The 6214-nt window shown below is 71.5% G+C and carries 5 protein-coding genes; 3 read left to right on the top strand and 2 right to left on the bottom strand.

Going from position 1 to position 6214, the window contains the following annotated elements:
* Positions 1–24: 24 nt before the first annotated feature.
* Both ACFTZL_RS39345 and ACFTZL_RS39340 read right to left on the bottom strand, forming a co-directional pair.
* Positions 25–840, bottom strand: coding sequence for an inositol monophosphatase family protein (locus tag ACFTZL_RS39345; RefSeq protein ID WP_382593634.1), 816 nt, complete (start codon positions 838–840; stop codon positions 25–27).
* An 8-nt stretch (positions 841–848) separates the two neighbouring features.
* Positions 849–1976, bottom strand: a complete 1128-nt coding sequence (locus ACFTZL_RS39340) for a ferrochelatase (RefSeq protein ID WP_382593631.1) — start codon at positions 1974–1976, stop codon at positions 849–851.
* A gap of 170 nt (positions 1977–2146) precedes the next feature.
* On the opposite strand from ACFTZL_RS39340, the gene ACFTZL_RS39335 reads away from it, so the two are divergent.
* The 3 genes from ACFTZL_RS39335 to sepH all read left to right on the top strand — a co-directional run bounded on the left by ACFTZL_RS39335 (position 2147) and on the right by sepH (position 6176).
* A complete protein-coding gene (locus ACFTZL_RS39335; protein ID WP_382593629.1) occupies positions 2147–3388 on the top strand; it encodes an MFS transporter in 1242 nt (413 codons plus the stop codon).
* Positions 3348–4667, top strand: a complete 1320-nt coding sequence (locus ACFTZL_RS39330; protein ID WP_382593626.1) for a D-arabinono-1,4-lactone oxidase — start codon at positions 3348–3350, stop codon at positions 4665–4667. Before ACFTZL_RS39335 ends, ACFTZL_RS39330 begins: the two co-directional genes overlap by 41 nt.
* Positions 4668–5117: 450 nt before the next feature.
* Positions 5118–6176 (top strand): septation protein SepH, encoded by a 1059-nt coding sequence (sepH, locus tag ACFTZL_RS39325; protein ID WP_382593623.1) that lies wholly within the window; start codon positions 5118–5120, stop codon positions 6174–6176.
* Positions 6177–6214: the final 38 nt, after the last annotated feature.

The raw sequence follows: 6214 nt of genomic DNA, 5'->3' as shown, positions 1-6214 counted from the left end.
GTCGTACGCCTGTCCGGGCCGTTCTCAGTCGTGCCAGGCGCCGAAGTCCTCCAGGAGGCGCTGGAGGGGTTCGAAGACACCGGGGGTCCCCGCGACTGTCAGCTCACCGGACGGGCGCTCTCCGGGGCGTCCACCGGTCAGGACGCCCGCCTCCCGGGCGATGAGGTCGCCCGCCGCCAGGTCCCAGGCGTGCAGACCGCGCTCGTAGTAGCCGTCGAGGCGCCCCGCGGCCAGGTCGCACAGGTCGACCGCGGCCGAGCCGCCGCGCCGGATGTCGCGCAGCAGCGGGATCAGCCGCTGGGCGACGTCGGCCTGGTGGGCGCGGACCTCGGCGACGTAGTTGAAGCCCGTCGAGACCAGCGCCTGGTCCAGGGGCGGCGCGGGGCGGCAGGCCAGCCGGCGCTCGCCGTCCCAGGCACCCGTGGCCCAGGCACCGCCGCCGAGCACGGCGTGGAACGTCTCGCCGCGCATCGGGGCCGTGACGACTCCCACGACGGTCTCGCCGTCCTGCTCGGCGGCGATGGAGACGGCCCAGGTGGGCAGGCCGTACAGGTAGTTGACCGTGCCGTCGAGCGGGTCGATCACCCAGCGGATGCCGCTCGTGCCGTCGCTGGAAGCGCCCTCCTCGCCGAGGAAGCCGTCGTCCGGGCGGCGCTCGGCGATCAGACCGGTGATCAGCTTCTCGGCCGCGATGTCCATCTCCGTGACGACGTCGATGGGGCTGGACTTGGTCGCGGCGACCGCCAGGTCGGCCGGGCGCCCGTCCCGCAGCAGCACGCCCGCGCGGCGGGCTGCTTCCTGGGCGAGCTCGAGCAGGTCCGTGTGCAGGGGGTCGGTCACGGGGCTCCTCACGCGTAGGTGCTGTCGGCGCCCGCCGCGGCGGGCCGGGGGGCGCGGGCCGGGCAGCAGCCGACCGGGCAGAGGTCGTGGCTCGCCCCGAGGGCGCCCAGGGCGCAGGGGGTGACCTCCTGCCCGCGCTCGACGGCCGCCCGCTCCACGACGAGTTCACGGATCGCGGCGGCGAACCTCGGGTCGGCGCCGACCGTGGCCGAGCGGCGCATCGGCAGCCCCAGCTCCTCGGCCTTGGCCTTGGCCTCCGTGTCGAGGTCGTACAGGACCTCCATGTGGTCGGAGACGAACCCGATGGGCGCGATCACGACGGCCGGGACACCGGCCGCGTGCCGCTCCTCGAGGTGGTCGCAGATGTCGGGCTCCAGCCACGGGATGTGCGGGGCTCCGGAGCGGGACTGGTAGACGAGCTGCCAGGGGTGGTCGACTCCGGTGCGCTCGCGGACGGCGTCCGCGATCAGCTTCGCCACGTCCAGGTGCTGCCTGACGTAGGCGCCGCCGTCGCCGTGGTCCTCGACGGTCCCGGAGGTGTCCGCGGAGGCCGTCGGGATCGAGTGGGTCGAGAAGGCGAGGTGCGCACCGTCCCGGACGCCCTCGTCGAGCTCGGCGAGGGACCGGAGCACCCCGTCGATCATCGGCTCCAGGAAGCCCGGGTGGTTGAAGTAGTGCCGCAGCTTGTCGACCCCCGGCAGCTCCAGGCCCTCGCTCTCCAGGGCCGCGAGCGCGTCGGCGAGGTTCTCGCGGTACTGGCGGCAGCCCGAGTACGAGGCGTAGGCGCTGGTGGCGAGGACCAGAATGCGACGGCGGCCGTCGCGGACCATCTCGCGCAGCGTGTCCGTCAGGTACGGCGCCCAGTTGCGGTTGCCCCAGTAGACCGGCAGGTCGAACCCGTGGTCGGAGAAGTCCTTGCGCAGGGCGTCCAGCAGGGCGCGGTTCTGGTCGTTGATGGGGCTGACCCCGCCGAACAGGAAGTAGTGCTGCCCGACTTCCTTGAGGCGTTCCTTGGGGATGCCACGCCCGCGCGTCACGTTCTCCAGGAACGGGACCACGTCGTCCGGGCCTTCCGGGCCGCCGAAGGAGAGCAGCAGCAGGGCGTCGTAGGGGGTGACATCGCGCGCGTCTGGCATGGGTCGATCCTGCCACCCAGCACTGACACCCGGGAAACGGCGGGGTGACACCTGCGCGGCAGCCGGGTCGGGGCGGATCCGCGGCTGGTCCGAACGGGTACAACGGGGTGTTCCGGGACGTAAGCTGTGTCGACTGCGTTCGCAGCTTACTGAGCCCTTCGGAGACCCCGTTGCCCAGCCCCTACCGCGCCCTGTTCGCAGCTCCAGGCTCCAAGGGCTTCTCCGCTGCGGGCTTCCTCGGCCGGATGCCGCTGTCGATGATGGGCATCGGCGTGGTCACGATGGTCTCGCAGCTCACCGGGCGGTACGGCCTGGCCGGTGCCCTGTCGGCGACCATCGCGCTGGCCGCTGCGACGGCCGGGCCACAGGTCTCGCGGCTGGTCGACCAGTACGGGCAGCGGCGGGTGCTGCGCCCGGCGACGCTGCTCTCGCTGACCGCCGCGTCCGTGCTGCTGTTCGCGGCGCACTACGGGTGGCCGGACTGGGTGCTGTTCGTGGCGTGTGCGGGCATCGGCTGCGTACCGAGCGTCGGCGCGATGATCCGGGCCCGCTGGGCGGCCCTGTACCGGGGCACGCCGCAACTGCACACCGCGTACTCCTTCGAGTCCGTGGTGGACGAGGTGTGCTTCGTCTTCGGGCCGATCATCTCCATCGGCCTGTCCACGGCCTGGTTCCCGGAGGCCGGTCCGCTGCTCGCCGCCTGCTTCCTGGCGGCCGGCGTCTTCTGGCTGACCGCGCAGCGCGCCACCGAGCCCGAGCCGCACCCGCGCGAGCGGCACGGTGGCGGCGGTTCGGCGATCCGCGCGCGGGGCCTTCAGGTCCTGGTGGCCACCTTCGTGGCGACCGGGGCGATCTTCGGGGCGGTCGACGTGGTCACCGTGGCCTTCGCCGACGAGGAGGGGCACAAGGCAGCCGCGAGCGTCGTCCTCGCGCTGTACGCGGCGGGTTCCTGCGTGGCGGGCATGATCTTCGGCCTCCTGCACTTCGCCGGGGCGCCGGAACGTCGGTGGTTGCTGGGCGTGTGCGCCATGGCCGTGAGTATGATCCCCCTCCTACTGGTCGGAAACTTGCCGTTTCTGGCCGTGGCGCTGTTCGTTGCGGGATTGTCCATCGCTCCGACGATGATCACGACGATGTCCCTCATCGAAGAGCACGTACCACGTGCGCAGCTCACCGAGGGCATGACCTGGGTGAGCACCGGGCTCGCGGTGGGGGTCGCGCTCGGCTCCTCCGCGGCCGGCTGGGTGATCGACGCGGCCGGGGCGCGTGCCGGGTACGGGGTTCCGGCGGTGGCCGGGGCCGTCGCGGTCGCGGTGGGTTTCCTGGGATTCCGCCGGCTCAAGCGGCCGGCTCCGGGTCGGGGAGGCTCCGTTGAGCAGCACAGCGAACGGAAAGAACGGCACGTGGCGTAACTGGGGCGGCAACGTCTCCGCGCGTCCCGCGCGGCAGGTCACCCCCGCCTCCGTCGACGAGCTCGCCGCCGCCGTGCGGCAGGCCGCCGAGGACGGCCTCAGGGTGAAGGCCGTCGGCACCGGGCACTCCTTCACGTCCATAGCCGCGACGGACGGTGTATTGATCCGCCCTCAACTGTTGACCGGCATACGCGGCATTGATCGCGACGCCATGACGGTCACGGTGGAGGCCGGCACCCCGCTCAAGAGGCTCAACATGGCCCTCGCCCGTGAAGGCCTGTCGCTCACGAACATGGGCGACATCATGGAGCAGACCGTCTCCGGCGCCACCAGCACCGGCACGCACGGCACGGGCCGCGACTCCGCCTCGATCGCCGCCCAGATCCAGGGCCTGGAACTGGTCACCGCGGACGGCTCGGTGCTGAGCTGCTCCGAGAAGGAGAACCCGGAGGTCTTCGCCGCGGCCCGCCTCGGCCTCGGCGCGCTGGGCATCGTCACCGCGATCACGTTCGCCGTCGAGCCGGTCTTCCTGCTCACGGCCCGCGAGGAACCGATGCCGTTCGACAAGGTCCTAGCCGACTTCGAGGAACTCTGGGCCGAGAACGAGCACTTCGAGTTCTACTGGTTCCCGCACACCGGCAGCACCAACACCAAGCGCAACAACCGCAGCGCGGGCCCGGAGAAGCCCGTGCCGCAGCTCAAGAGCTGGCTCGAGGACGAGTTCCTCTCCAACGGCGTCTTCCAGGTGGCCAACTGGGTCGGCCGCGCGGTGCCCGCCACGATCCCCGCGATCGCGCAGATCTCCAGCAAGGCCCTGTCCGCGCGGAGCTACACCGACATCCCCTACAAGGTCTTCACGTCTCCGCGCCGGGTGCGCTTCGTGGAGATGGAGTACGCCGTTCCGCGCGCGGCCGTCGGCGACGCGCTGCGCGAGCTGAAGGCGATGGTCGACCGCTCCGGCCTGCGGGTCAGCTTCCCCGTCGAGGTGCGCACCGCTCCCGCCGACGACATCACGCTGTCCACCGCCTCGGGTCGCGACACCGCGTACATCGCCGTCCACATGTTCCAGGGCACGCCCTATCAGCGGTACTTCACCGCGGCCGAGCGCATCTTCACCGCCCACGAGGGCCGTCCGCACTGGGGCAAGGTCCACACCAGGGACGCCGAGTACTTCTCCCGGGTGTATCCGCGCTTCGGCGAGTTCACGGCGCTGCGGGACCGTCTCGACCCTGATCGGCGGTTCCAGAACGACTACTTGCGGCGGGTTCTGGGGGCGTAGACGACGCGCTGGTCGTTCAACTGCACAAGAAGCGGGCGCCTGACCGAAACCGAAAGTTCCGTTTCTGGTGATTACGTGAACTTCCCCACGTTCAAGATCGCGAATTGAGGGCACGGGCGACCAAGTCCGCCCCCTTGCCAGAAGTTGGGCGGCGTGCCAATCCACGCACGTGGCCCAAATGGAGTACTGTGGCGAGCCCTGGGTCCGGTCTCCCACCAGGGTGTACGGGGCCTTTAAGGACCGCCGGGAGGGGGCTAGTTGCACAGGGTGACAGAGTTCGTCACTTAGCGTTGCGAATAGGTAACCGTGCCATAACGGCGATCCAGGGCCCGTGCCCGACACGCCGGGCAACTCGGCAAGGTTGTGGCAGGCTGCACCCGGGCAGGCCACACTCGACTAGCGGAAGCAGCGACGCACGTGACGTCGGCAGGCACCACCCGGGAGGTCCCCATGCCCGAACTGCGTGTCGTGGCCGTCTCGAATGACGGCACACGGCTGGTGCTGAAGGCTGCGGACAGCACGGAGTACACGCTTCCGATCGACGAGCGGCTCCGCGCCGCCGTGCGCGGCGACCGTCCCCGCCTCGGCCAGATCGAGATCGAGGTGGAGAGCCATCTCCGCCCCCGCGACATCCAGGCGCGTATACGAGCCGGCGCGACCGCCGAAGAAGTCGCGCAAATGGCAGGCATCCCCGTCGACCGGGTGCGCCGCTTCGAGGGCCCGGTGCTCGCCGAGCGTGCGTTCATGGCCGAGCGGGCCCGCAAGACCCCGGTCCGCCGCCCCGGTGAGAACTCCGGTCCGCCGCTGGGCGAGGCCGTGCAGGAGCGGCTGCTCGTGCGCGGCGTCGACAAGGACACCGTCCAGTGGGACTCGTGGCGTCGCGACGACGGCACATGGGAGGTCCTGCTGGTCTACCGCGTCGCGAGCGAGCCGCACTCGGCGAGCTGGACCTACGACCCGCCCCGGCGACTCGTCCAGGCCGTCGACGACGAAGCGCGCATGCTCATCGGCGAGACCGACGACCTGGCCGCGCCCGAGCCCAGCTTCCCGTTCGTCCCGCGGATCGCCCGGCTGCCGCGCGACCGGCCGCTGGACCGGCCCGCCGATCGTGAGCGGCCCGCCCTGCCCGCGCAGGCGTCCGAACCGCTCGAGGAGAGTACGGCTGCCACGGCTGCCACGGGCGAGCGTGACTCGCTGACCAGCCTGCTGGAGGCGGTGCCGAGCTTCCGTGGCGACCTGGTGGTGCCGGAGCGCCCGGCGCCGGAGTTCGATGACGAGGAGCCCCTCGTCATCGAGCCCGAGGAGGAGGAGCCCGCGGCCCCCGCCGCCTCGGCCGGTTCCGCCTACGCGGACGTCCTCATGCCGCGCTCCGTCGGCAGCCACCGCGACCGGCTCATCGGTTCCACCGACCGCCAGGCCGAGGCGGACGGCGTCCGTCCGGGTCGCAGAGCCGCCGTCCCGAGCTGGGACGAGATCGTGTTCGGGACGCGGCGCAAGAAGCAGGAGTAACCGGGACACCCGGCGCGCTGACGCCGACCGTACGGCCA

Source organism: Streptomyces sp. NPDC056948 (genome assembly GCF_042674225.1).
Lineage (GTDB): Bacteria > Actinomycetota > Actinomycetes > Streptomycetales > Streptomycetaceae > Streptomyces > Streptomyces purpurascens.
Note: the sequence above shows the minus strand (reverse complement) of the source record. Positions and strands in the feature narration are given on the sequence as shown.

Coding starts and splice junctions, on each gene's coding strand:
- ACFTZL_RS39340 (WP_382593631.1), bottom strand. CDS start 1,976: ATGCCAGACGCGCGCGATGTCACCCCCTACGACGCCCTGCTGCTGCTC.
- sepH (WP_382593623.1), top strand. CDS start 5,118: ATGCCCGAACTGCGTGTCGTGGCCGTCTCGAATGACGGCACACGGCTG.